At 54.6% G+C, this 24,485-nt stretch carries 20 protein-coding genes; 7 read left to right on the forward strand and 13 right to left on the reverse strand.

Annotated elements, in window-relative coordinates; all coding sequences use genetic code 11:
* Positions 1 to 2: 2 nt before the first annotated feature.
* From AC2A1E_RS03955 to AC2A1E_RS03965, 3 genes are read left to right on the forward strand one after another with little or no spacing between them, the layout of a single operon-like run.
* The gene (locus AC2A1E_RS03955; RefSeq protein WP_484382657.1) at positions 3 to 1,292 is read left to right on the forward strand and encodes a tetratricopeptide repeat protein; all 1,290 of its coding nucleotides are present in this window, start codon (positions 3 to 5) and stop codon (positions 1,290 to 1,292) included.
* Between the two features lie 42 nt (positions 1,293 to 1,334).
* The gene (locus AC2A1E_RS03960; protein WP_484382658.1) at positions 1,335 to 5,831 is read left to right on the forward strand and encodes an RHS repeat-associated core domain-containing protein; all 4,497 of its coding nucleotides are present in this window, start codon (positions 1,335 to 1,337) and stop codon (positions 5,829 to 5,831) included.
* A gap of 16 nt (positions 5,832 to 5,847) precedes the next feature.
* The gene (locus AC2A1E_RS03965; RefSeq protein WP_484382659.1) at positions 5,848 to 6,228 is read left to right on the forward strand and encodes a hypothetical protein; all 381 of its coding nucleotides are present in this window, start codon (positions 5,848 to 5,850) and stop codon (positions 6,226 to 6,228) included.
* 108 nt (positions 6,229 to 6,336) lie between these two features.
* Here AC2A1E_RS03965 and AC2A1E_RS03970 read toward each other — a convergent pair whose 3' ends face one another.
* Positions 6,337 to 6,645 carry a DUF1161 domain-containing protein gene (locus AC2A1E_RS03970; protein ID WP_484382754.1) on the reverse strand — a complete coding sequence of 103 codons (309 nt, stop codon included), beginning with the start codon at positions 6,643 to 6,645 and terminating at the stop codon, positions 6,337 to 6,339.
* Positions 6,646 to 6,727: 82 nt separating this feature from the next.
* Complete coding sequence (locus AC2A1E_RS03975) at positions 6,728 to 7,063, reverse strand: DUF1283 family protein (protein WP_484382755.1); 336 nt, start codon at positions 7,061 to 7,063, stop codon at positions 6,728 to 6,730.
* Positions 7,064 to 7,226: 163 nt separating this feature from the next.
* On the opposite strand from AC2A1E_RS03975, the gene AC2A1E_RS03980 reads away from it, so the two are divergent.
* Positions 7,227 to 7,553: a YnfA family protein gene (locus AC2A1E_RS03980; protein ID WP_484382756.1), complete on the forward strand. Its 327-nt coding sequence runs from the start codon at positions 7,227 to 7,229 to the stop codon at positions 7,551 to 7,553.
* Positions 7,554 to 7,592: 39 nt separating this feature from the next.
* Here the strand turns inward: AC2A1E_RS03980 and ydfG are convergent, their stop codons facing one another.
* From ydfG to AC2A1E_RS04000, 4 genes are all read right to left on the reverse strand, one after another.
* On the reverse strand, positions 7,593 to 8,342 hold the full coding sequence (gene ydfG, locus AC2A1E_RS03985) for a bifunctional NADP-dependent 3-hydroxy acid dehydrogenase/3-hydroxypropionate dehydrogenase YdfG (protein ID WP_484382660.1): 750 nt from the start codon (positions 8,340 to 8,342) through the stop codon (positions 7,593 to 7,595).
* Between the two features lie 65 nt (positions 8,343 to 8,407).
* Positions 8,408 to 8,932 carry a GNAT family N-acetyltransferase gene (locus tag AC2A1E_RS03990; RefSeq protein ID WP_484382661.1) on the reverse strand — a complete coding sequence of 175 codons (525 nt, stop codon included), beginning with the start codon at positions 8,930 to 8,932 and terminating at the stop codon, positions 8,408 to 8,410.
* A gap of 98 nt (positions 8,933 to 9,030) precedes the next feature.
* Positions 9,031 to 10,089 (reverse strand): aldo/keto reductase, encoded by a 1,059-nt coding sequence (locus AC2A1E_RS03995; protein WP_484382662.1) that lies wholly within the window; start codon positions 10,087 to 10,089, stop codon positions 9,031 to 9,033.
* 3 nt (positions 10,090 to 10,092) lie between these two features.
* Positions 10,093 to 11,538, reverse strand: coding sequence for an MFS transporter (locus AC2A1E_RS04000; RefSeq protein ID WP_484382757.1), 1,446 nt, complete (start codon positions 11,536 to 11,538; stop codon positions 10,093 to 10,095).
* Positions 11,539 to 11,805: 267 nt separating this feature from the next.
* Between AC2A1E_RS04000 and dcp the strand changes: the two genes are divergently transcribed.
* Positions 11,806 to 13,983, forward strand: a complete 2,178-nt coding sequence (gene dcp, locus AC2A1E_RS04005; protein WP_484382663.1) for a peptidyl-dipeptidase Dcp — start codon at positions 11,806 to 11,808, stop codon at positions 13,981 to 13,983.
* A gap of 72 nt (positions 13,984 to 14,055) precedes the next feature.
* Here dcp and nudI read toward each other — a convergent pair whose 3' ends face one another.
* From nudI to AC2A1E_RS04020, 3 genes are all read right to left on the reverse strand, one after another.
* Positions 14,056 to 14,484 carry a nucleoside triphosphatase NudI gene (nudI, locus tag AC2A1E_RS04010; RefSeq protein ID WP_484382758.1) on the reverse strand — a complete coding sequence of 143 codons (429 nt, stop codon included), beginning with the start codon at positions 14,482 to 14,484 and terminating at the stop codon, positions 14,056 to 14,058.
* Positions 14,485 to 14,559: 75 nt separating this feature from the next.
* Positions 14,560 to 15,093 (reverse strand): SRPBCC family protein, encoded by a 534-nt coding sequence (locus AC2A1E_RS04015; protein ID WP_484382664.1) that lies wholly within the window; start codon positions 15,091 to 15,093, stop codon positions 14,560 to 14,562.
* A 3-nt stretch (positions 15,094 to 15,096) separates the two neighbouring features.
* A complete protein-coding gene (locus tag AC2A1E_RS04020; RefSeq protein WP_484382759.1) occupies positions 15,097 to 15,444 on the reverse strand; it encodes an ArsR/SmtB family transcription factor in 348 nt (115 codons plus the stop codon).
* A gap of 223 nt (positions 15,445 to 15,667) precedes the next feature.
* Between AC2A1E_RS04020 and AC2A1E_RS04025 the strand changes: the two genes are divergently transcribed.
* Positions 15,668 to 16,633, forward strand: coding sequence for a DMT family transporter (locus AC2A1E_RS04025; protein WP_484382665.1), 966 nt, complete (start codon positions 15,668 to 15,670; stop codon positions 16,631 to 16,633).
* Positions 16,634 to 16,663: 30 nt separating this feature from the next.
* On the opposite strand, the gene fusA is transcribed toward AC2A1E_RS04025, so the two are convergent.
* A complete protein-coding gene (fusA, locus tag AC2A1E_RS04030) occupies positions 16,664 to 18,769 on the reverse strand; it encodes an elongation factor G (RefSeq protein WP_459398520.1) in 2,106 nt (701 codons plus the stop codon).
* A gap of 271 nt (positions 18,770 to 19,040) precedes the next feature.
* Here fusA and AC2A1E_RS04035 point away from each other — a divergent pair, with 271 nt between their 5' ends.
* Positions 19,041 to 20,519: an alpha/beta hydrolase gene (locus AC2A1E_RS04035; RefSeq protein ID WP_484382666.1), complete on the forward strand. Its 1,479-nt coding sequence runs from the start codon at positions 19,041 to 19,043 to the stop codon at positions 20,517 to 20,519.
* A gap of 30 nt (positions 20,520 to 20,549) precedes the next feature.
* On the opposite strand, the gene AC2A1E_RS04040 is transcribed toward AC2A1E_RS04035, so the two are convergent.
* From AC2A1E_RS04040 to AC2A1E_RS04050, 3 genes are read right to left on the reverse strand one after another with little or no spacing between them, the layout of a single operon-like run.
* Complete coding sequence (locus AC2A1E_RS04040; protein WP_484382667.1) at positions 20,550 to 21,587, reverse strand: ABC transporter ATP-binding protein; 1,038 nt, start codon at positions 21,585 to 21,587, stop codon at positions 20,550 to 20,552.
* On the reverse strand, positions 21,584 to 23,170 hold the full coding sequence (locus AC2A1E_RS04045; RefSeq protein ID WP_484382668.1) for an ABC transporter permease: 1,587 nt from the start codon (positions 23,168 to 23,170) through the stop codon (positions 21,584 to 21,586). Before AC2A1E_RS04045 ends, AC2A1E_RS04040 begins: the two co-directional genes overlap by 4 nt.
* Before the next feature lie 34 nt (positions 23,171 to 23,204).
* On the reverse strand, positions 23,205 to 24,212 hold the full coding sequence (locus tag AC2A1E_RS04050) for an iron ABC transporter substrate-binding protein (RefSeq protein ID WP_484382669.1): 1,008 nt from the start codon (positions 24,210 to 24,212) through the stop codon (positions 23,205 to 23,207).
* Positions 24,213 to 24,485: the final 273 nt, after the last annotated feature.

Raw genomic sequence — 24,485 nt, forward strand, 5'->3', positions numbered from 1 at the left:
TCATGAGTGAATGGAGTCCCTCGAATTCCGTTGAGCGCCGGTTTTTACAAGCGCATGAAGACTGGATGCGTTTTGCTGGCAAAAAAGAAGCTCGTCTTTTGTACTGGCAGGCCGATGACGACGATCAGCAAATGGTTGATCTCTATTTGCAGATGCGCCAAGAGGCTGACTGTGCCGTTATCCGATTTATGCATCCGTTCACCGATGCGCTTTATCTGGCCCAGGCCGCCCGAGCTCTGATCGCTTATTACCAGGAACGCCAGGCGGCTTCCCGGCAACAGGGTATGGTGGCGGATTGGTCTCCACCCGCGTTAAGCGGGCGCAGCGATGCACGGGATTTGTTCTCCGTTGCGTCCAGCCTGATGCGCCACCATCCCGATATCTTTCCCGGCTTGGTGTTTATCTTGCAGCCCGCACAAATCGCACATGCCCAGCAGTTTGAGAAAACACTGGAACAACTGTTGGAGGATCCATTCTGGACCACGCCCGAAGGTGAGCGCATCCGGGTTATTGTGCCGCAAAAGCCGCATCTTCCACCGCTGAACCCGCTGCAACAGCGTCACCCCAAGCGAATGTCTACCTTATTCGGGCGCTACCAGATGCGGCAACTGCCAGGGGAAGTAGTGGCAGAATCTGGAGAGCGGGGGCCATCGGGGGAGTTCCGTCGGCTGTTTGTGATGCTCGGGGATACGTTACGCAATGATGATTTTGCCCGGCTGGCCAAGATAAAGCAGGAGATGCTGGCGATTACCCATGCCCAGCAATGGTTCGATCAGGCCACTGTGGTGTTTCTGACCACTGGCGTGGCGTACCTGAAAGGGGGGAAAGCTAAGCAGGCACTGGAAGAGTATCAACAGGCGGTGCAGATGGCGGGCCAGGCGGAACGCGCCGGGCATCCGGCTGGCAGGAAGCTGATCGTCAATGCGTTGTTTGGCGAAGCCAGTGTCTGGCTGACTAAAAAGGCGTGGCTAGAGGCTGCGGCGTGCTACCGGTTAGCGGGTGAACAGGCGCAGGCAGATGGTGACGGCATTCTGGCGGTGGAAGGGTGGCGCATGCAGGCCTGGTGTCTGGATAAAGCCGGGCAATACCCCGAGGCACTGGATGCGGCCATGACGGGATTGGATGCCGGTATGTTGATTGAACCGGAGATCCGTGCGCACTGCGGGTTGAGCCTGCTGGCGGATTGGTTGATTCGGCACCCTGGGTTGATTTCTCACCGTCTGTCGGGAAGCCAGTTGCAGCAGAAATTCTTTCAACTGTTTGGGGAGCGCTGGCATGAAGCGCAGAGTTAGCGGCAGAGTCCGTCGATTGAGGTGGACAGAGAGGCAGAAAATATGGCATTGCCGGCAACGAAACATATCGATCCCGTTATCGGAGTTGATGTCCACAAAGTAATTGTTCCACCGGCCCCGCCCACCGCGCCGACGCCTATCCCGCATCCGCATGTGGGGATGATTTTTGACCCGCGGGAATACGTTAACGCTGCCAAGGCAGTGATAGGCTGCATGGCGATGAGTTTTGTCACCGCTAGGGCCGGTGAGTTGGCGGAAGCCAATCCTGCATTGGCCGCTAAAGCGATGGCGGTTGCGGGCCAAGCCGGGGGCGTGATGGCTAACGCTATGGCTAATCCCCTGGTTGCGACAGCTTTGGCAGCGAGTGAGAAAAAAGATGCATTGATGGGGGCCTTGGGCGCCAACATTGGGTCAGGCGGCGGTTCTGGGCGGCCGGTGATGATCAATGGCATGATGCGGGCGACCGTCGGCACCTATACCCATCATTTACCAGGGCTGCATTTCCCACTTGGGGCCTCTTTTGGTGATACGGATATCAACCCGTCCCGGGATGCCGAGTCTTACATGGGCAGCAAAACGGTGATGGCCAACAGCGATCCGCTCTCTTTTGCCGCACTGCCTGCCCTAAGTTGCTGGATGACCGGGCTGGAGCCGAGCAATCATGACCAGGCCCATACGACACGCAGCTACACTTCGCTGCCTACCGCAACAATGTTACCTATTCCGATGGGGCGGCCGGTGCTGGTTGGTGGGATGCCAGTGCTGAATCTGCTGGTGCTGACGAAATCGCTCTGGAAAGCCTTTCGCGGTTCGGCCTTGGCGAAAAAACTGGCAGATAAGCTGAAGCTGGATTCGGGTTTTTTACGCTGCACGGTACTGGATGCCGAGCCGGTGCACTCTATTACCGGCGAAGTGGTCGTGGAACAGCAAGACTTTCAGGTGCCGGGCCGGTTGCCGTTCAGTTGGGAACGCTATTACCGCGGGCACTATGTTGAGCGCAGCAGCCTGGGGCATGCTTGGCAAACGCTGGCGGACTGCCGGCTGGAGATTGTGCGCCACGGTCTGCTGATTGGCGTAGTGGCACGCTTCCCCGATCGGGCAACGGCGTTTGACTATTTCCCCGTGCTGGAAGGCGATAAGGGGCGTGTTGATGATGGGCATTACGGCGACAACCTGTGGCGGCAGGGGGATACCTTGCTGCTGCAAACCAAACCGGGGGTTATTTATCATTTCCACTTGCCGTCTGGGTGGCCGCAGAAGCTGGAGAAATTGCCGGATTGTGATGAAGCCTTTTTGGCCGGTAACTGGCGGCCCTCCGCCCATGACGCGTTGATTCTGTACCTGCAACGGTTTAACGATCGAAATCAAAATGCCTGGCACTGCCGTTATGACGATCAGAACAGACTGCGCGCGTTTACCGAGTATTGCGGTGATGAAGCCACCGGGCGGGAAATCCGCCTGGAGTATGACGGCGAGTTTTCTTGGGCGATAGGCAGCCTGACGCTGTGGATTTCCGGCAAGGCCACACGGACGTTGGCCCGTTATCGTTATGATCAACGTGGCGATATGGTGGCGGTGGAAGATGCCGCTGGCGAGCCTTACACGTTCGGCTATGAAGATGAGCACCGCATGGTGCGCCATACCAACCGCAACAGACTCTCTTTCTATTATGCCTGGCAACGTCATGACGATGGCGTGATACGCGTGGTACATGCCTGGGGTGATGGCGGGCTGTTCGACTACCGTTTTGACTGGCACCCAGAAGGCGGGGAAACGCTAATCACCGATTCGCTGGGGCATACCACCCGCCTGCAATATAACGAACGCCAATTTCCACTCAGCCGAACCAATGCCTTGGGCGAAACCTTCAGCTATCGGTATGACAGCAGCGGCCGCACGTCGCAGCAAACGGATCCGCAGGGCAACGTCACGGCCTGGCAGTATGACGCGCAGGGGAATGAAATCAGTCAAACCCAGCCGGATCAAAGCAAAACGACGGTGGAGTATGACGCACAGAGTCACCCTATCTGCGTGACCGACCCGACCGGCGCTAAATGGCTCCAGGCGTTTGATGAGCGCGGCAACCTGACGCAGCAGCAGACGCCGACGGGCGAAACCACCCGCTACGGGTACGACAACCGGGGTTTGCTGCTGAAGGTAGAGCGATCTGGCGGCGGTGTGACGCATCTGGGTTATGACCAATACGGTTTCCTGAATACCTTGACCGATCCGGCGGGTAATAGGGGCACTTTTGAACATGATTGTTACGGCAATCTGATTTGTCGTACCGATGCTGACGGAGCGGTGACGCATTATCGCTACGACATTTGCAACCGCCTGATCCATGCCCAACTGCCGGGTGGGAAAACCTTGGATTGCAGCTATGACCCTGAAGGTAATCTGCTCCGCTATCACGACGATCACCGCCGGGTAACGCAGTTCAGTTATTTCGGGCAAGGGCGGCTTAAAAAGCGCATTGAACCAGACGGCAGCACCATACGTTACCGCTACGATACCGAAGAACAGCTGATTGGCGTAGAAAACCAGTTGGGTGAGCGTTGGGGGTTGAAGCGCGATGCAGCCGGGCGTTTAACCGAAGAAGTGGATTACCACGGGCGGGTGCGCCGCTACGATTATAATGCTGCGGGGCATCTGACCAAAACCTGTGATCCGCTGGGCCACATGCTGGCCATCACCTGCGATCGCATGGGGCGCATCGTTAGCAAAACGCTGTTGGGCGATGAACAGACGGCGAATGTCGAGCGTTTCCGTTACGATGCCGCTGGCCGACTGACGGAAGCCGTTAACGCTGCCGCCACCGTGAAACGGCGTTACGGAGCGGATGGTTTGCTGGCAGAGGAACGGCAGAAACAGCAGGGCGTTGAGGCGTTGCTGGAGTATGAATATCGTGATGGCCTCCTGCATCATCAGCGCCAGCGAGTTTACCGCGAAAATGGGCAGGAGCTGTTATCGTCGCAGCACCAGACCTTCGGCTATGACGTTGCCGGGCGCGTATCAACGCTGGCCGTGGATGATAATCAACCGCTCAGTTTCAGCTACGACGAACAGCACCGTTTAAGCGAACTGACGTTGAGCTCCACCTTGAGCCAACACTTCAGCTATAACCAGCGTGGATTGCTGGTCCGTAATCAAGCCCTGGTGCGGGGCGAAACGGCGGGGCAGACTGAATATTTTTATGATGAACACGATAATCTGGTTCAGCGCCGCGACAGCCTGACGGGGACGGACAGTTACCGTTATGATCCGCTGGGGCAAATTATTGAGCACACCAATCCAGAGGGGCTGCTTAAGCGCTTTAGCTATGATTCGCTGGGGAACCGCTTCCGCGCCGTGCGGCAAAATCAGCAGGAACAGGTGTGGCAGCATGATGGCGGCGTTGAGTGGCGTCTGGATGGTGCCGGTCAGTTACGCGTGCGCCGCGAAGGGAATAATGAGCAGCGTTTGGGGTGGGATTGTCACGGCAGGCTGCGGGCGTTAGCCACCAAGGCGGGGCGATGGCGCTATGATTATGATGCGCTGGGGCGGCGGGTATGCAAGCGGCAATATGATGCTGCGGGTGCAACCGAGCAACGCACAACCTGGTTTGTCTGGGATGGCGATCGGTTGGTGCAAGAAGTCAGCTATTGGTGTGCCGAGCCGAAGGTAGACACGCAACCGCGCACGGTGTTGACCGCCGGGGAACCAGGCTGGACAGCGCAGAGCTATGTGTATCATCCCGGCACCTTCGAACCTTTGCTGATGCAAACCTATCAGGCCGAGGTTAATGCAGCGCCTTTGCGTATGGCCGGGGAGCGGATTGTTGATGCCCACGAAGAGCAAAAAGCGCGGCTGAAAGCTGATAATCTCTGCTTCTATCAAAATGACCCGAATGGTATGCCGTTGCGGTTACGCACAGGTTCTGGCCAGGTCGTTTGGTCTGCGCAGTATGAGGTATTCGGTAAAACTACCGTAAGCAGTGAGATGGGGCTGTGGCAGCCACTGCGTTTTCAAGGGCAATACCTTGATGCGGAAAGCGGGTTGCATTATAACCGCTATCGCTACTATGATCCCTTGTGCGGGGTGTTTGTTAGTTGTGACCCTATTGGGTTGGTGGGTGGGATTAATTCGTATCAATATGCGCCTAATACTCTGAGGTGGATTGACCCACTAGGGTTGGCTAAAGGGACACAAGGTGAGCCATCGTTAGTGGCTTTTATTGCAGCTTTTGAATCACGTTATCCAGGACGTCCATACCAAAGTGGACACACTCGTACCCATTCTGATGGCCGAAATTTGGAGATAGACTTTGAAACAGATAATGTAATAATTGAGTTTAAAGAGGGTAAAGGTACTGGTTTAACTCATCAAGCTACAGATAGAATGGATCCTTCTGTAAATCCTAATGGAAAACCGATAATTGGAGTTTCGGGTTGTAAAAAAGGAATATCATCTCATGTTAAGTCCGGGCTCGAAAAAATAAAAGCATTAGGGGCAAGTATGAGTGAGATGGATGACATATTAGAACTAATTGCCCCCTGATTTAGGAGTGATTTAAATGGATGATATCTTTTATATATGCAAGAAAAAAATAACCGTAAAACAGTTATATGAGGTGGTTATTGATTATTACAAAGAAATGGATGCATTTTCTTTCTTTACTATAAAGGGCGGTGGCGCGTTTCAAGTATATAAAAAAAAGAGTGTCTATTTGGATGTATATGAGTTGGATGAGGATGCATATAAGTTTGAATTGATAAACTGTGAAGGGCTTTCTATTTTTTGTTTTAGTCTTCATTGGCGGGATGTTAATGAGTTGAAATATTTATTTCAGTTTATTCTTAATGTAATGGATGGGGAGTTTGGTATGGATGGTGATAATCTTGAGCCACGGCTAGACAAGAGAAATATAATGAGTTTAGATGATTTTTTTCAGTAAAATAGGTGTGTGGCGTTCATATAAATCTACCAGCGTAAATTGGCCAACCTGATGCAACTGACGTAAAAAATAGAAAGGACGCGCACATTGAAGCCACGCCCCTAAAAATCACTGCGCCGCTTTAACATCCTGGCTGGTGCCAGCCTGTGCTGCCGTATCACTGCTCTCGTCGCCATTATGCAGGCGAGTGTAGACGATTTTCTGCGTGTCGAATCCGCAGTGACCAACCACCAGCCCACCGGCCTGACTTACCTGATCGTTAGGCACAATCTCCAGTTTGAAACCAGATTCAGGTACGCCGTTGTTCACGATCTTCTGCGCGATATCCGCTTTTATGCTTTCGCATGAGTCGGCGGCAAGGGTGGCTAATGGCGCGCCAGCCAGCAGCAACGCGCCGAGTACGAGTGCTTTTTTCATCATGATTCAATCCTTATGTGAGAATGAATTTCCTCTGACAGGATAGCAGCATTCAGCAGGGCGGCTTAACGCTATCGGCTGATTAAGGTCTAATCGGCCGACCAGTTTGGCGATCCAGGCACTTACGGGTGGTGGATTCCCAATAGGCATTGACGTTGTAGCTGTTGTTGCAGCTATCTTCATCATCAATGGCGCGTTCGACCTTATCAAACTCTTTTTCGACGCGATTGTTAACCTTGCGGCGCAGGGAACGGGTATCGTCCCATTGCTCTTTGCCCGCACGAGCCTGTTCGTTGCTCATGGCACTGTCGCCGTTGACGGTGACGCAGGTACTGCCTTGGGTGCAGCTTGCCGCCAGCACAGGAGCCTGCCAACTGCCAACCAGTATCAACATGGCGACTGGCAGCATCCCGCACATCAGCCGTTGAACAGAAAGTGATTTCATCGCTTCATCCTTATAAGTTAGTGTTGCGTCATTCGGCAGCACCCGTTGTAACATTCGGCTAAATATATCATCGTGTTCTTGCATTACACCAGCCTACCGCCGTATTCGTTTAATTTTTAGAGAGAATATGCCACTGATGTTAAAAACCACCTTATTGTTTTTTGTGACCGCGCTGGCAGAGATCATCGGTTGCTTCCTGCCCTATCTGTGGCTGAAAAAAGGCGCTAGCGCCTGGCTGCTGCTACCTGCGGCTGCCAGCCTGATGCTGTTTGTCTGGCTGCTTACCCTGCATCCGGCCGCTAGCGGGCGCGTGTATGCGGCTTATGGCGGTGTCTATGTAGCAACGGCGCTGCTGTGGCTGCGGGTAGTGGATGGCGTAAAGCTGTCGGCAATGGATTGGTTGGGAGCGGGGGTAGCATTGGTGGGGATGCTGATCATCGTTGCCGGTTGGCGTGCGGCTTAAGCGAAAAATGGCAGGGCGCGTTTACCCTGCCACTTGGCATTACGCCTCGCGGTGGATGCTCAAACCCGCAAAGGATTGGCAGACCGGCATCATTTCCAGCGTGTTGATGTTGACGCGTGCGGGCAAGGTAGCGACCCAGAACACTGATTCGGCGATATCTTCCGGCGTTAAAGCATTGGCTCCGTCATAGGTTTTGTTTACCTTGCCGTCATCACCCTTGAAGCGCACGTTAGAGAACTCGGTGCCGCCCACCATGCCTGGCTCAATATCCGTGACGCGGATATGGGTGCCGTGCAGATCGGCGCGCAGGCCCAGGCTGAACTGCCGCACAAATGCCTTGGTTGCGCCATATACGTTGCCGCCAGCATAAGGCCAGTTGGCGGCGGTCGAGCCGATGTTGATCACATGCCCGATATTGCGTTCCACCATGGCGGGCAAGAGCGCACGCGTCATGTTCACCAACCCTTTGTTATTGGTGTCGATCATGGTTTCCCAATCATCGGCATTGGCTTTGTGCGCGGGCTCCAGGCCCAACGCCAACCCGGCGTTATTGACCAGAACGTCGATCTGGCGCAGCGCGGCCGGTAATTCCTCGATCGCCTGCTGAATCGCGGCGCGATTGCGGACATCCAGACGCACAATGTGCAGTGCTTCACCCAATTCAGTTTGCAGTTCTTCCAGGCGCTCCATGCGACGGCCAGCGGCAATCACCTGATGGCCTTCACGCACAAATTTGCGGGCAATGGCTGCGCCAAACCCGGATGTGGCACCTGTAACAAAAATGATCATCTTACTGTTCCTCAACTGTTTTTACCCGGTATCCACTCTAGCGCGGCGCTATCGTCCCGGCAAATTTAACCGACGATCGCTGGCAGGTGATAGACCACACAGTCATATTTGATATTCTCGCGCCGTCCTTTGGCTACGCCACCCAGGGATTCGGCAATGTGACGGCTTGGGGTATTCTGCTGGGCGACCGGGTAGATAAAGTACTGTGGACGGTAACGCTCGCTGGCCCAGGCCACGATGGCCAAGGTGATTTCGCGGCCATAGCCTTGGCCATGCAGGTTTTCTTTCACCCAGATACCCAGCTCTGGGGTTGGGGTGTGCAGGCTATGCACGCCACCCATGCCGACGAACTGTTTGTTGTCGCGTAAACGGGCAACGAAGATGGCTTCTTCACCTTCGCGGATCAACGGCAGCCAGCTTTCCCAGACGCGAGTAAAAGCCTCTGGGGACTCTTCGGGTTCAAAGTTCATAAAACGCGTCAGCGTCGGGGTTATCGCCTGGTAAACATCATCAGCATCTGCTGCGGTAAAAGGGGCAATCAACAACCGATCAGTGTTCACTCGGCACTGAGAAAGGTCACTGTGATTCATTATTATTACCTCGCTTTTCAGGCCCAAAACGGCAAAAATCCGCCCCCGAAAAAGTAGGGCGGATCATCGATAATACGTTGATTGGTGTCAGATGCGACTTATTTCTGTTGCAGGTAGGGGGCGAGCAACAACCGATCGGCGGCGGAGAGGCGATCCGGTGCGGTTTGGGCCTGATGCCAGTAAGGATAAATCAACGGCGGTTGGCTCACCGCCTGCAACCGCTGTAACTCTTCTTCGTTCAAAATCAGGTTGGCGGCATGCAGATTGTCTTTCAACTGTTCGCTGTTGCGTGCGCCGATCACCACCGAAGTTACCGCCGGGCGGGTCAGCAACCAGGCCAGCGCAATTTGTGCGGCAGACAGCCCGCGAGAATGTGCGATATCAACCAAAACCTCAACGATATCAAACAGCGCTTCCTGATCGCGCACTGGCGGTTCGCCCCAGTTTGCCAAATGGCGAGTGCCCGCAGGCGTTGGGTGGTTGCGGCGATATTTGCCCGACAGCAAGCCACCGGCCAGCGGCCCCCAGACCAATACACCTAGCCCCTGATCCTGAGCGATCGGCAGCAGTTCATATTCCGCTTCGCGAGCCTGCAAGGTGTAGTGGATCTGTTGGCTGACCGGGCGCACCAACCCTAACCGTTCCGCGCTGCCGAGGTGCTTCATCAGGTGCCAACCGGAGAAATTGGACAGCCCGGTGTAGCGCACTTTGCCACTGCTCACCAAGTGCTCTAACGCCCGCAGGGTTTCTTCCACCGGCGTGATACCGTCCCACTCATGCAGTTGATAAAGATCGAGGTAATCGGTGTTCAGGCGCTTCAGGCTGGCTTCACAGGCACGGATCAGATGATGGCGCGATAGCCCGGCATTATTGGGCCCGCTGCCCATCGGGAAACGGGCTTTACTGGCGATCAGCACCTCATGGCGTTTGCTGCCCAATGCCTGACCGAGGATTTCTTCAGACTTACCGGCAGAATAAACATCGGCGGTATCGAACAGATTGATACCTGCATCGAGGCACATAGCAATCTGATTACGGGCTTCGTTAACATCGGTATCACCGGTTTTGGCGAACTTGCCTTGTCCTCCAAAGGTCATGGTGCCCAGACTTAGCACCGAAACTTTCAGGCCGGAATGGCCAAGCTGACGGTATTCCATCGTTTAACTCCTTACTTTGGTTGCCATTGATTTTTCAGAGATTACCGGGTGGGATTTTTTCTGACGGATTGCATTGCCCGCTTCGCCACCCAACGTAAAGCTATCCAACACCGCCAGCAAGGCGATGGCGCCGATAACCATAAAAGCCAGATGAAAGTCGGCGAGCGGTACGCCGCCGTTTGGGCGTGGCATCAGCATTTCCGCCAAACGCAGCGCCAGCGCGCCGATGGCAATCCCAAGGCCGCTCCCCATCTGCTGAGCCATATTGAATAGGGTATTGGCACCGCTCATGCGCGGCTGCGGCACTTCGGAAAATGCCAGCGTATTCAAGGCAGTAAACTGCATCGAACGCGTCAGCCCGCTGACAAACAGCAGCGCCACAATCAACCAGGTTGGCGTTTGCGGCGTCAGCAAGGCGCAGGCGAAAATGGTGGCGGCATTCAGCAGGCCATTGACCACTAGCGTAGTGCGAAAACGGAAGCGATAAAGAATGGCGGAAGTAAACGGCTTCATCAGCAGATTACCGGCAAACACCGCCAGTACCAGCAGCCCGGCATCAAAAGCGCTCAGTCCAAAGCCAATCTGGAATAGCAGTGGCAGCAGGAAAGGCACCGCACCGATGGCCATGCGGAACAGCGTGCCACCGCCGATAGTGACAGCGTAACTTTTTATCCGCATGGCCCACAGATCGACCAGCGGATAAGCGTAACGCTTGGCGTGACGTATCGCCAACGCCCCCAGCGCCAAACTGCCTGCCAGGCACAATGCCGGTACCAGCCAGGAAAGTTGTGGGCTGTTGACCAGATCCAGCCCAAACATTAAACCGAAGCAGGCGACTCCGGTGAGCACAAAACCCAGCCCGTCGAACGGCACGCCTTTCTGTGGCGTTTCATGTGGGATCAAGCGCCAGGCAAAGAATAGGGCGATGATACCCAAGGGCACGTTAAGGATAAAAATCCAGTGCCATGAGGCATAGGTGGTGATGAAGCCGCCGATCGGTGGCCCGAGGATCGGTGCTGCCAATCCTGGCCAGGTAATGGTAGCGATAGCCCTAATCAGGTCAGCTTTCGCGGTATTGCGCAAAACCACCAGGCGGCCAACTGGCACCATCAACGCACCAGCAAAACCTTGCAGAATACGGGCGGCGGTAAAAAACGGCAGGCTAGTGCTCAATGCACACAATATCGAGGCCAGGGTGAACAGCACGATTGCCGCTGCGAAAATATTACGCGCGCCAAAACGGTTGGCGATCCAACCACTGGCGGGAATAAACACCGTCAGGGTCAGGATATAAGCTGAAACACCGATGCTCATATCCACCGGTTGTACGCCGAATGACGCCGCCATCTGCGGCATGGCGGTAACGATCACCGTACCATCGAGATTCTCCATAAAGAACGCCCCGGCCACCAACAACGGCAGCGCACTGGCACGGAAAAAACCGCTCATGCTACCCTTGGCGGAGCACAGCAACAACGCAGGCATAATAGAAATCCCGTTTCAGAAGTCTTGGCCTCAGCAGAATTTTTGAGCATAGCGCATCAAGAGGAGGTTAAAAAGAGATTAGGTGAGTGATTATTAGCGAGCACAGTAAATTCTGGCAATTAAGGGCCATTGAACAAACAACGAGTAATCACTTGTTTTTGCTGAAACTGTTAACTGCGCCTAAGCTAGGCGTGAACCCTTGTTTCCTAGACATGGAGGAGTTTTAATTTGATGCGTTTAACAACCTTGGTACTTTCGATCGGTATGGCGCTGAGTGCGCAGGTTCAGGCAGAAGAAAGCAAGTTGCCGTCAGATAACACCGCCGTGCCAAGCGGCCAGATGAAAGAGACGAATATGACTGAAAAACAAGCCGAGAACCCGTTCTTCTCTGCCAGCACCCTACCTTTTGAGGCTCCTCGTTTTGATGTGATCAACACGAGTGACTACGCGCCAGCGATTGCGGCAGGCATCCAGCGCAAGCTGGAAGAAATCGAGATGATCGCCAACAACCCGGCAGCACCTACCTTCGACAACACCTTGGTGGCGCTGGAAAAAGCAGGGGCCTTGCTGACGCGCACGATTAACGTATTTGGCGCCATGACTGCCGCCAACACCAGCGATGCGCTGCAAAAGTTGGATGAAGAAACCTCGCCAAAGCTGGCGGCTCTGAACGATGCCATCATGCTGAACAGCAAGCTGTTTGCACGAATTCACACCATTTATGAGCAACGTGATGCACTGAAATTGGATGCGGAATCTCGTCGGCTGCTGGAGGTCACCCATCAAAATTACCTGCTGGCAGGAGCCAATCTTTCTGATGTGAATAAAAATCAGCTGAAGGCGTTGAATCAGGAAGCGGCGACGTTGAGCACCCAATTCACCAATAAACTGCTGGCCGCGGGCAAAAACGGAGCGTTGGCCGTCACTGACAAGGCCTGGTTGACGGGGCTTAGCGAAGGTGAACTGGCCGCAGCGGCGCAAGCCGCCAGCGAACGCAAGCTGGATAAACAGTGGTTGTTAGTGTTGCAAAACACCACGCAACAGCCCGCTTTGCAAAGCCTGCACGTGCGGGATGCTCGTAAAGCCTTGTTTGACGCCTCATGGCAGCGGGCAGAGCAAGATGATACCAACGACACTCGCCAGACCATTGCCAGATTAGCGAAAGTGCGTGCCGATCAGGCTCGTTTGTTAGGGTTCCCGAACTATGCCGCTTGGAAACTGCAAAATCAGATGGCAAAAACCCCGGATGCTGCGCTGACGTTTATGCGTAATATCGTGCCAGCCGCGACGGCCCGTGCAGAACGTGAGGCAAAAGACATTCAGGCGGTGATCGATCAGCAAAAAGGGGGCTTTAAGGCCGAAGCCTGGGACTGGCAGTTCTACGCAGAACAGGTGCGTAAAGCGAAGTATGACCTGGATGAATCACAGATCAGACCTTATTTCGAATTGAACAATGTGCTGAATAATGGCGTGTTTTACGCGGCCAACCTGCTGTACGGCATCAGTTTCAAAGAGCGTAAAGATATTCCGGTTTATCAGCCGGATGTCCGCGTATATGAAGTGTTTGATAAAGACGGCCAACCGCTGGCCTTGTTCTATACCGACCTGTTTAAGCGCGATAACAAGGGAGGTGGTGCCTGGATGGGCAACTTCGTTGAGCAGTCGAAACTCAATGGCGCCAAGCCGGTCATCTATAACGTGACCAATTTCACCAAACCGGCTCCGGGCCAACCGGCGCTGCTGTCTTATGATGATGTTATCACTCTGTTCCATGAGTTTGGTCATGCCCTGCACGGTATGTTTGCCGATCAGCAGTACCCCAGCCTGTCCGGCACCAACACCGCACGCGATTTTGTCGAATTCCCTTCGCAGTTCAACGAGCATTGGGTTAAAGATCCCAAGGTGTTTGCCCATTTTGCCAAGCATTATCAAACCGGTGAGGCCATGCCGCAGGCGTTAGTCAGCAAAATCGAGCAGGCCGATAAATTCAACAAAGGCTATGACATGACCGAGTTGTTGTCTGCGGCCTTGCTGGATATGCACTGGCATATGCTGGTTGCCGGTCAACCCCAGCAGGACGTGGATAATTTCGAGACGGCAGCGTTGCAAAAAGATCACATTGCTCTCAGCGCAGTACCGCCGCGCTATCGTTCCAGCTATTTCCAGCATATCTGGGGTAACGGCTATGCCGCCGGTTATTACGCCTATTTATGGACTCAAATGCTGGCGGATGATGCCTTCCAGTGGTTTACCGAACACGGCGGGCTGACGGCAGAGAATGGCCAGCGTTTCCGCGATAAGGTGCTGTCACGGGGTAATAGCCAGGATCTGGAAAAACTGTATGTTGAGTGGCGCGGTAAGGAACCGATCATTGAACCGATGCTGCTTAATCGTGGTTTGAAAGATTAGTAACGAATTTAACGAGCTCATCTCAAGTAGAGTGAGCTCGTTTTTTATTACTGGATAGGCTCATCTCAGTGCTTAATCCAGCAAGCCCCGCTGTTGCAGCGTGTATTTTGTGGCTTCATTCAGATCGTAACTGGCGAGATCCTCTTTTTTCACCCAGGCGTAATCGGCAAACTCATCGTTGATGGTGATTTCACGATTGGCGGCGTGGCAATCAAAAATCAGGTAAACCATATAGATCTGCTCTTTGCTGCAATCTTCATAGGTCTTTATTCGCACGTCATCGCGGAAGGTCCAGGGCTGAATGCGGTCCAGCACCAAGGCGGTACCCAGTTCTTCACACACCTCGCGGCGTAACGCTTCTTCCATGGTTTCCCCCGGTTCCATACCGCCGCCAGAAAGTGCCCACTGGCCGGGGAATACGCCTTTATGCGCGGCCATTTTGCATAATAGATAAGCGTTGTCATTCTCAATTAGCGGGCAAACAATAATGCGTTGGCGCATAGCGGCTCCATTTTCAATTGCGGTCAAGTGGGTTTCCTGCAAAGTTGCCCCCGTATTATACCCTTTCTTGATGAATTACAGTTTTGCCCGGTACTCATCTTCCATCTGGGTAAAGGTGGCCCAGAACGGACGCGGAGGGCGCTCCTGCATGCGATCGCGCAGAATATCCAGATGAGTATGCCAGCCGCCAGCGACGGTGAGCATAGTATCGCGATCGGGCAGGCGGCGGTGGATCACCGTCAACAGCACGTTATCGCCTTGCTCGGCTAACTCAAAGGTGACTTCGGAAGGGCGGCCTTCGCCTTGTTCTGCCCAGGTAAAACTCAGCAGGCGCGGAGGGAAAATACAGGTAATATGGCCAACGTTGGCTACTTTGCCGCCATATTGCTTATATTTGGCCGGGGGTTTTTCATGTTCGCCAGCCAACTCTGAATTGCAGAACACCAATTCAATTTTGGCCCCTTTCTGTAACGGCATTTCACCCGTAGCTAACCAGGTGGCACGTTGGTCGGACTCGGTCAGGTAGGCCCAGACGCGATCAAGCGGGCCAGGCAGCAACCGCTGAATGCGCAGCGTACCGGGTTCAATGATCATACCGTAATCGTTCATGGTTCACTCCGTTGGAGGATGCGAGTCGGCTTGTCGCAAAACGAATTCCAGTGCGTCCAACCGCTCATTCCAGAAATGTTCATAAGTTTGCAGCCAGTGCATGGCCTGCGCCATCGGCTCAGGAGCGAGCCGGCAAATATGGTTTCTTCCTTGCACGGTTCGCTGCACCAGTCCAGCCTGCTCAAGCGCTTTGATATGCTTGGACGCACCGGCAAACGACATCTCGAAAGGCGCCGCCAGTTCACCAATGCTATGTTCGCCTTCAGCCAGCGTATGCAGGATGGCGCGCCTTGTCGGATCGGCCAATGCATGAAAGATAGCGTCCAGTCGTGACGAGGATAATTTAACCATAAGGTTAAATATAGAACAGGGCGGATAATGCTCAACCATATTGTTGAATATTTTTATCGAATTGAGAGCTGGGTGCAGAATGAGAATGGTAAATCGGTTTTTGTTATACACTATTCTTTTCATTGCTTAACGTTCTGATAACCCTTAAGGAAGATGTCATGTCAGCCGTACGCGATCCGGAAGATAAAAAGCAGACCAACCTGACGTTATTCATGGAGTGATTATGTTTTTTGGCGTGTTATTTGCCTTGGCCGCCGGGTTGATGTGGGGGCTGATTTTTGTCGGCCCGGTGCTGGTGCCGGATTACCCGGCGGCGTTGCAATCTACCGGGCGCTATCTGGCTTTTGGCCTGATCGCTTTGCCGCTGGCGTGGTTTGATCGCCGCCGTTTACGGCAGTTATCGCCCAAGGATTGGCTGGAGGCGCTGAAGCTCACTGCCATCGGCAATCTGCTTTATTATCTGTGCTTGGCCAGTGCGATTCAGCGTACCGGCGCACCAATTTCTACCATGATTATCGGCACGCTGCCGGTGGTGATTTCCGTGAGTGCCAATCTGCTTTACGGCCATCACGATGGCCAGCTTTCCTGGCGTAAATTGACGCCAGCGCTGGTGCTGATCGCCGGTGGGTTAGTACTGGTCAATATTGCGGAACTGACGGGCAACAGTGTGCCAATGGATGTTTGGCGCTATCTCAGCGGGTTGCTGCTGGCAATATTGGCGGTAGCGTGCTGGACTTGGTACCCGCTGCGTAATGCCCGCTGGCTGCGGGAAAACCCGCATAAACGGCCAATGACCTGGGCCACTGCGCAGGGCGTGGTAACGTTGCCGCTGGCACTGTTGGGTTATCTGTTAGCGTGTGGGCAGTTGGCGTTAACGCAGCCACAGTTCGCGTTGCCGTTCGGCCCAAGGCCGGAAGTCTTCGTCCCGCTGATGATCACCATTGGCGTACTGTGTTCATGGATTGGTGCTTTGTGCTGGAATGAGGCGAGCCAACGTTTGCCAACGGTGCTGGTTGGGCCGTTGATCGTGTTCGAGATTTTGGCCGGGCTGGCCTATACCTTTATGCTGCGCCAAAGCTGGCCGCCATTGTTGACGTTGGGCGGCATTGCTTGCCTGATGATTGGGGTGATTCACGCTATGCGCATCAAGCCGGAACCGGTGGTGGTCGCGCTGGCAGTGAAAGAATAACGCCTGCCGTAACAACGGCAGGCGTGACGATCAGCGTTTACTGTGTTGAATAATCTCTTCGGCCACATTGCGCGGGGCTTCCGCGTAGTGGCTGAACTCCATGGTGTAGGTGGCGCGGCCTTGCGACATCGATCGCAACGTTGTGGAGTAACCGAACATTTCTGACAGCGGCACTTTGGCGTGAATCTCTTTGCCACCCCCGCCCGGAATATCCTCCATACCTTGCACCATACCGCGCCGTGATGACAAATCGCCCATCACGTTACCGGCGTACTCTTCCGGCGTTTCCACTTCAACCGACATAATCGGCTCCAGGATCGCCGGGCTGGCCTGGCGGCAAGCCTCTTTGAAGCCGAAGATCGCCGCCATGCGGAACGCCTGTTCCGAGGAATCCACATCATGGTAGGAACCAAAGGTCAGATGCACTTTGACATCGACCATCTGATACCCCGCCAGTACGCCGTTGCTCAGCGCTTCCAGGATGCCTTTTTTCACCGCCGGAATGTATTCACCGGGGATCACGCCGCCTTTGATCTCATCGAAGAACTCAAAGCCTTTACCGGCTTCATTAGGTTCAACCGTCAGCACCACGTGGCCATACTGGCCTTTACCGCCCGATTGACGCACGAATTTGCCTTCCACATCGGTAACTTTACGGCGGATAGTTTCACGGTAAGACACCTGCGGTTTACCGGTGTTGGTCTCTACGCCAAATTCACGCCGCATACGGTCGACGATGATCTCCAGATGCAGTTCACCCATGCCATAAATAATGGTCTGGCCGGAGTCTTCGTCGGTACGCACGCGGAACGACGGATCTTCGGAGGTTAAGCGCTGTAGTGCGATGCCCATTCTTTCCTGATCGGCCTGGGTTTTCGGCTCAATGGCCTGTGCGATTACCGGTTCCGGGAACACCATACGTTCCAGGGTAATGATGGCATTAGGGTCACACAGGGTATCGCCAGTGGTCACGTCTTTCAGGCCGACGCAGGCGGCAATATCCCCGGCGTGCAGTTCATCCACCTCTTTACGGTCGTTGGCATGCATTTGCACGATGCGGCCGATGCGCTCTTTCTTCCCTTTGACCGGGTTATACACGCTGTCGCCTTTGGCCAAAATGCCGGAATAGACGCGCACAAAGGTCAATTGGCCAACAAACGGATCGGTCATCAGTTTGAATGCCAGCGCCGAGAACTTCTCGTTATCATCGGCCTTGCGGATAATGATGTTGTCGCGCTCGTCATGGCCTTCCATCGGTGGCACATCCAGCGGTGAAGGCATCAGTTCGATCACCGCGTCCAGCATGCGCTGGATGCCTTTGTTGCGAAATGCCGAGCCGCACAGCATCGGCTGGATTTCACCGGCAATGGTGCGAGTACGCAGGCCGTGGACGATTTCCTCATTGGTCAGTTCAACCTGATTGAGGTATTTGTCCATCAGTTCTTCAGAGGCCTCTGCGGCAGCTTCGATCATCTTGGCGCGCCATTCGTTAGCGGATTCCAGCATATCGGCCGGGATCGCTTCAAAGCTGAAGCTCATGCCCTGTGAGGCCTGATCCCAGCGGATCGCCTGCATGCGAACCAAATCCACCACGCCGGCAAAATGGTCTTCCGCACCAATTGGGATCACGATGGGCACCGGATTGGCTTTCAAGCGCTCGATCATCATTTTACGCACGCGGAAAAAATCCGCACCGGTGCGGTCCATCTTGTTGACGAAGGCCAGACGTGGCACTTTGTATTTATTGGCCTGACGCCACACGGTTTCCGATTGCGGCTGCACGCCACCGACCGAGTCATAAACCATGACGGCACCATCCAGAACGCGCATCGAACGTTCCACCTCGATGGTGAAATCCACGTGCCCAGGTGTGTCGATGATATTGATGCGGTGCTGAGGATAATTATGCTCCATGCCGTTCCAGAAGCAGGTGGTTGCCGCTGAGGTAATGGTGATCCCGCGTTCCTGTTCCTGCGCCATCCAATCCATGGTGGCGGCACCGTCGTGGACTTCGCCCAGCTTGTGACTGACCCCGGTATAAAACAGAATCCGCTCGGTCGTGGTAGTTTTGCCGGCATCAATGTGCGCCGAGATGCCGATATTGCGGTAGCGTTCGATGGGGGTAGTGCGTGCCATAATCAACCTTTCTTAGCCGTGTGGCATGAGGCTTAAACAGTTTAAACTACAATGATATCCCTCAATGGGTTATCAACCGGCCGTGTGCAAGACATCTGCAACAGCATCAGACTAATCGTAGTCGATGGTAGTGGTTTTATTAAGCAATGGCTGTGATAGGTAAAAGATATATAACAAAAAACTGACCATAATGGCTTCCGCACTTTGTTGGCAGGCTGTTTAATGTGAGCGTTTTAAAATCCGAACAACAACATTGTTGAAAGGACTCGTCATGTCTGTATTCCGTGTTCTGTTTTTGCTGGCCGTTGCGGTGCAAATGCCGGTTTATGCCAAACCTTTGGTCAAAACCAGTGCAGTAACAGGAGGAGCTATTCACTGGCAACCTTGCGTTGGAGAGGCTTTTCAGCATTGGTTCGCCGATGAGCCACCGCCGCCCGCATTACAATGTGGCTATGTTGAAGCACCGCTGAATTATCATGAAAACGGGGCTAAGACCGTGCGCTTGGCGCTCACGCGCCTGCCCGCTATCGGCGTCAAAAAGGGCAGTGTGATCATCATTGCCGACGGACCAGGGCTGCCGGGCATCAACCCGCAGATTTCCGGGCAAGGGGCGGCGCTGAAGCTGCAGAAATCCTACGATATCATCGGTTACGATCCGCGTGGCGTCGGGCAATCAACGCCGAAAATATCCTGCCAATTGACGGAAAGTGAAGAAGCGCCCTTGCCGGATGAGAACGATATTCCGGGGTTGGAAAAACAGGCGCGAGACACGATCGCCGCTTGCATCAAACAGACGGGCAGCGAAGTGGTGCAGCAGATGGGCACCCATGAGGCCGTGAACGATCTGGACACCCTCCGCCGGGCGCTGGGCGAACCGGCGCTAACTGCGGTGGCACACTCTTACGGTAGCAAAGTGGCTGCGCTGTACGCCGAGCGTTTCCCGAAGAAAACTCGCGCATTGGTACTGGATGGCGTCGTGGATCTGGCACAAGATGATTTCACTCAGCGGATCCATCAGGAGCGGGGTTTCCAGCAAAGCTTTTTGCGTTTTGCCGATTATTGTGAGCAAACGGCCACTTGCCCGCTCACCAGTGAACCTAATCGGGCGATCCAGCTGTATCACGCGCTGTTGCACAAGCTGCATGACGCCCCCTTTGTTACGCAGTCGGGTTATGAAATCTCGGCGGAGGATGTGATCACGCTGACGCGCGCCCTGTTGCCGTGGCACGAACGTTGGCCTGAGCTTGCCAGTGCGCTACGTAAAATCGATGCTGGCGCTGCCGATGATGACGTCACCAATCTGATCGACGAAAGTTATACCCCGGATGTTGATGATGCGCAGACGGTGATCACCTGTGCGGACGTCGCCCTGCCTGGTACTAATTGGTCGATGCTGCGCAGGGAACGCCAGCAAATCAATACCGCCGCTTCATTCCCCAATTATCTGCCATTGCACGAATACCCGCTTGAAGCGTGCGATTTCTGGCCCTATCCCGGTAAAGATAAGCCACATACGCTGATCGTTTCCCCGGCACTGCCGCCATTGCTGTTTATCGCCCAGCGTTACGATCCGGTCACACCGTACCGCAATGCGTTGGCGATGTCGGCGGGATTCAAAAGCCCGCTGATTACCCGTGAAGGCGATGGCCATACGCTCGCGCTGACGGGAACCGATAGCTGTGTGGATGAGGCGGTAGTGGATTATCTGCTGATGCCGAAGAAAGTGCGGCACGACAAGAGCTGCCGTTAAGCAGGCCGGGCAGGGAGCCCGGCCATTGAGTCAATCGGCAAAGATATGCGCCTGGCCGAGAATGCTCAGGCTGACGTTTGATCCGATTCGAATGCCTTCACGGCTGATGGTTTTAATCTCCACGGTTTCATGGCTGTCGGCCATCAACAGACTGAGCGTGGAAACGAAACCGGCGAAGTCGATATGGGTGACCACCGCCTGCCGCTGAGCGGGCTGTGGCGAAAGGCCAATCTGGATCTGCTCCGGGCGCAGCATGATGCGGGCGTGCCCACTGCGCAGGCGATCGTCCACCGCAATGCGGCCTAATACGCAGTCTGCCCAACCTTGATTCAGGTGAGCCGACAGGACCAGCGTTTCCCCTAGGAACGTGGCGGTGGGTTCATCCACCGGCCGCAGATAAAGCTCTTGTGGTTGCCCAACCTGAGCCAACTGCCCATTACGCATCACGGCTACCTGATCGGCGAAAGAGAGGGCTTCTGCCTGATCGTGAGTGACCAGGATCGAAGCAACCTTGGCTTCCGCTAACAGTTCCGCCACTGCTTTGCGGGTTGCGGCACGCAGGCCGGTGTCCAGCGCGGAGAAGGGCTCGTCCAGCAGCATCAGCGTGGGCTGCTGCGACAGAGCTCTGGCTAACGCTACCCGCTGCTGTTGCCCGCCGGATAATTCATGCGGCCATAAGTTTGCCAGGCGCCGATCCAGCGCAACCATCTCCATCAGTCTATCAATATGATGCTGTTTTTCCCGCTTACTGCCGCTCAGCCCAAAACCGATATTGCCAGCCACGCTGAAATGGGGAAACAGGGCACCGTCTTGCGGTACAAACCCGATACCGCGCTGATGCGCCGGAACCCATACTCCGTTATCGGCCAGCGGTTTGCCTTGCAATCGCACTTGGCCACGATCCGGCACTTCGAAACCGGCAATAATACGCAGTAACGTGGTTTTGCCTGAACCGGAAGGGCCGACAATCGCGGTACGGCTACCGGCGGCCACCCGAAGATTAACGCCCTCGAGCACCGTCACACCGTTATAGGATTTACCAATATCATGCAGTTCAAGCGTACTCATAATCCTGCCGTGCGTTTAGATTGAGAATAAAGAAGCCAGGTTAGCGGTAATGACAGCAAAACCATGATCAAGGCATAGGGCGCGGCTGCCACGTAGTCAATTTCACTGGTCAGCGCCCAAAATCCGGTGGCCAACGTGCGGGTGCCGTTAGGCGCGAGCAGCAGGGTGGCGGTAAGTTCATTGGTAATTGCCAGGAACACGAGCGCCGCTCCCGCCGCAGCCCCCGGAGCGGCCAAACGTAACGTGGTGCTGCACAATGCCTGCAATGGCGTGCGCCCAAGGCTGCGCGCCACATTTTCCAGCTCAACCGGTGCCTGAGCAATGCCGGCACGCAGGTTAATCAGCGCTCTGGGCATAAACATCAGCAAGTAGGCCAGCAGCAGCGTGATTTCGGTCTGGTAGATGGGCCGGAACGAATGGATGGTGATCGTCACCAGCGCCAGGGCCACCACGATGCCGGGTAGCGAACTGGTGACGTAGTTACAACCTTCCAGCACCCGATAGAGCCGTGCAGGATAGCGCACCGAAAGCCAGGCCATCGGGATGGCACACAGGGTGATAATGACCGCACCACTGGCAGCCAACGTCAGGGTTTGCCGAACGGCTGGCCACAGGTCGCTATTATCCCAGACGGCAAAACCGCCCAGATATAGCCAACGAGCCAGCGTAATGAAAGGCACCCCTAAGGCCAGCGCGGTCAGCGTAATCGGCAGCAGTTGGCACAGCAGGCTAATAGCCGGGCTGAGCGGATACGGATTCTGGCTACGCGCACTGCCAGAGCCAACGCGCGCATAGCGGGCCCGGCCACGGCTGGCTGCTTCAACCACCAACAGCCCCAGGCAGCACAAAACCAGTACACCCGCCAGCATATTGGCCGCCGGGCCGTTAAAGGTAGATTGGAACTGATCGAAAATGGCGGTCGTAAAGGTATCGAAGCGAATCATGGCATACAGCCCATACTCGGCCAGCAGGTGCAGCGCAATCAGCAGTGAACCGCCCCAGATCGCCAGCTTGAGCTGTGGCAGGATCACCTGGAAGAAAACCGCCAGCGGCCGTCTGCCGAGTGAAGTGGCGACGTCTTCAATCCCCGGATCAAGACGGCGCAAAACCGCCGAAACCGGCAGATAGATAAACGGGAAATAGGCAATGACCGAGATAAACACGCCCGCGCCCAGGCCATGCATGCCCGGCACCAGGCTGATCCAGGCATAACTTTGCACAAAGGCGGGCACGGCCAACGGCGCAATGGCCAGAATAGACCAGATACGCCGCCCCGGCAGCCGGGTGCGCTCCGTCAACCAGGCCAGCGCCACACCGAGCAGCGCGCAGGTCGGCAGAGTGAAAATGACCAGTAACAGAGTATTGAGCAGCAGTTCTCCAACCCTAGGCCGGAAAACCAGTGTTTTAACCGTTTGCCAACCGGTGTCGATAGCGACACCAATGACAAATCCCAGCGGCAGCAGGGCCAACAACGAAAGCAGTACCGCAGAAACCACCATCCACAGCCCTGGCCGCGGCTGATAACGCCGCGCCACTGAACCACTCGGTAATACTGGCGCGGCATTGATAGAAATATTCGACATAACGGTTAAAACACTCTGTATCGATGGATCTGCCTTACAGCAGGCCTGCCTCGGTCATCAGTTCGACGACTTTCTTACTGTTCAGTTTGGACGGTTCCACTTTGGGCGCTTCCAGATCTTTTAGTGGCACCAGTTTAGGATTGGAAGCAGCACCCACGCCAACGGCGTATTCAAAGGCGTTGTGGGTGCGCAGGATCTCTTGGCCCTGCTTGCCAGTGATCCATTGCACGAATTCCTGTGCCTGTTGCTGATGCTTGCTTGAAGCCAGAACACCTGCGCCAGAGGTGCTGACGAAAGCACCGGGATCCTGATGCTTGAAATAGTGCAACTTGACGTTTTTACTGTTTTCACCCGTTTTTGCACCATCAACAAACGGATAGTAATGATAGATAACACCGCTGTCGACCTGGCCTGCGTTAACGGCTTTCATCACGGTGCTGTTGCCTTTATAGGCGGTGAAGTTGGTTTTCATCGCTTTCAGCCATTCACGAGTGGCTTCTTCACCTTTCAACTCCAGCAGGGCACTGACGATGGCCTGGAAGTCTGCCCCTGATGGCGAAGCAGCCCAGCGGCCTTTCCATTCTGGTTTAGCCAGATCCAGTAGGGACTTCGGCAACTGCGCTTCACTGAGCTTGGCCGGATTGTAAACGAATACCGTCGAACGAGCGGCAATGCCGGTCCAGCGGCCATGTTCCGGGCGATACTGCGGTTCTACCTGCGCCAGCGTGCTGGCATTCAACGGAGCAAACAGCTTGGCGTTGTCTACCAAAACCATCGCTGGGGAGTTTTCAGTAAGAAAAACGTCCGCCGGGGAAGCACTGCCTTCCTGTACCAGTTGGTTACCCAGTTCGCTGTCACCGCCGTTACGCAAAGTGACTTTAATGCCGGTGTCTTTGGTAAAACCATCAACCCAGGATTTCACCAGGTTTTCGTGTTGGGCATTATAAACCACGATCTCTTGATCGCTGGAGGCCGCGCTGGCTGAGAAGGCCAGCATCATGGATGAAGCCAGCAGGGCAATAGAGGTGAAACGCAACTTCATACGGTTATCCTTTTGATGAACGAGGAAGATAAGTAAGCAACGCTGGGGAAGCGTGAGCTGCTCAATTGTATCCAATAACATCAGGAATGATAGTGAAAACGATTCGTATTAGAATATTTTTAGCTTTTGCTCACTAATCATCTTTCCTTAAGGAAAACTAAGCTTGAACTTTAGGAGGGGAGTTGCTCGTGGTGTGCTGTGGTCGGTGTAGGGAAGATACGTTCTCGGGCACAGGCAAAACTTGCTTGGCCCGAGAGCTAAGATCGGTGAATA

The organism is Serratia sp. HNCC26DJ206, assembly GCF_057180605.1.